The organism is Kosakonia oryziphila (assembly GCF_900094795.1).
GTDB lineage: Bacteria > Pseudomonadota > Gammaproteobacteria > Enterobacterales > Enterobacteriaceae > Kosakonia > Kosakonia oryziphila.
In genome coordinates this window covers 1-1,956 of record NZ_FMBC01000115.1, presented here as the reverse complement: position 1 = coordinate 1,956, position 1,956 = coordinate 1, and the positions used below count along the sequence as shown (strand labels likewise).

Here is a 1,956-nt window from a genome sequence, read left to right as displayed (position 1 = left end):
GGTTTCTTCCTTAAGAATGAAGAAACTGAGTATTTTAATCAGTGAAATTATTTTATTTTCAGCCTGTGGTTACGGAAATGCTTTTGCCGTCGCCACATTACATGATACAGCGACAAATACGGATGTGATTTCTGTTACAGCAGCAGGCTCTCCGGTGGTGTCAGCAACAACAGGCGTTGCCGGGGCCATTGCCATCGGCTCCGCTGCAAAAGGGAGCGGGCTCTCGGCCGTTGCCATCGGCTACTCTTCAACCGCGAGTGGAGGCAGTGCTGTTGCAATGGGTAACAAAGCTGAGGCTACAGATGTCGCAGCTGTGTCAATAGGGGTAAACTCCTCCGCCACAGCAAACTCTGCTATAGCGATGGGGAGTTCGACCTCCGCCTCGGGAATCGCCTCCATGGCGCTGGGGTTGTCAGCCTCTGCCACAGGACCAAACTCCATGGCGATGGGGGGCACCGCAAAGGCCAATTCAGACAGCAGTATAGCTCTGGGGAACTTCTCTTCCGCGACTGGTAGCGGTTCAATCGCGATAGGGAAGACAGCTCAGACAACCTCAACCGCTGTTGGTTTTAATAACAGTTCCAGTATTGCTATTGGCGCATCCTCCAGTACCACTTCATCAGGCTCACTGGCCATTGGCGAAATGAGTAACTCAACAGGCTCAAACGCCCTGGCTATAGGTGGGTTGTCCGTCGCCAGCAATGACAACGCTGTTGCGCTGGGGGTAAGTTCAGCATCGGCGGGCAATGGTACCGTGGCGGTTGGCAACAATTCAAAGGCTAATTCAGACTACTCTCTGGCGATGGGGATAAGCTCTTCCGCCACAGGAGCGAGCTCTCTGGCGCTGGGGCCATCAGCCCTGACTAATGGCGGTTCAGCTGTCGGTATCGGCAGCTTCTCAAAGGCTAATGCCGCTTCATCTGTGGCTGTCGGTGACACTTCAAAGGCTAATTCAACGTACAGCATGGCGCTGGGTGGAAATGCATCTGCCACGGGAGCTAATTCCGTGGCACTGGGCCCGACATCCCTGACCAATGGCACTTCAGCGGTAGCTATTGGTAACAGCTCGAAGGCCAACTCGGATGACAGCATAGCGCTGGGGGATACATCTTCCGCAACAGGTAATAACTCTGTAGCGCTGGGGACACTATCCCTTACCAATGGTGTCGGTGCTGTGGCGGTTGGCAACAATTCAAAGGCCAATTCAGACTACTCCCTGGCGATGGGGATAGCATCTTCCGCCACAGGAGCGAGTTCTCTGGCACTGGGGCCGTCAGCCAAGACCAGTAGTGGCACTGCTGTCGCCCTGGGTAGTTTTGCAAATGCGGGTGCAACAAACAGTATGGCCTTGGGGGCGAACGCCTCAGCCACACTGGCCAACAGTGTGGCGCTCGGAAATAACTCTCTGGCTTCAGCAACATCTTCAACCGCACCGAATACAGTTGCCAATACCTTTGTCAGCGGTAAGACATTTTCTGTAAACCAGGCACCAACCAATGGTGTGGTGGCTGTCGGCTCCCGGCAGATACAGGGGGTGGCGGACGGACAAATATCCGGCACCTCCACCGATGCAATAAATGGTTCTCAACTGTATCAGGCCGTCAGGGGACTGGACCTTAATACCGATGCATTGGGTACCAGTGTGGCGAGTGCGCTGGGCGGTGGTGCGGCATATGACAGCACCACCGGGGCCTGGACGGCCCCGTCCTACACCGTTCAGGGCAGTACCTATAATAACGTCGGCAGCGCCCTGACCAAAGTCGACAGCGGGCTGACGGCGCTGAACGCCGGTAATGCGGGGGTGGTGCAGCGCACCGCCACGAGCAATGTGACCACAATGACCGCCAGTGGTGGCACAGCGGCGGCACCGGGCGCAGCCCAGAAACTGACCAACCTGGCGGCAGGTGACCTCTCCGCAACCTCCACGGACGCAGTGAACGGCAGCCAGTTGTTTGC

The 1,956-nt window shown here is 56.2% G+C and carries 1 protein-coding gene; it reads left to right on the top strand.

What is annotated here, in order from left to right; all coding sequences use genetic code 11:
* Positions 1-157: 157 nt before the first annotated feature.
* A partial coding sequence (locus tag GA0061070_RS25045) for a beta strand repeat-containing protein (RefSeq protein WP_425256073.1) occupies positions 158-1,956 on the top strand: 1,799 nt, incomplete at its 3' end.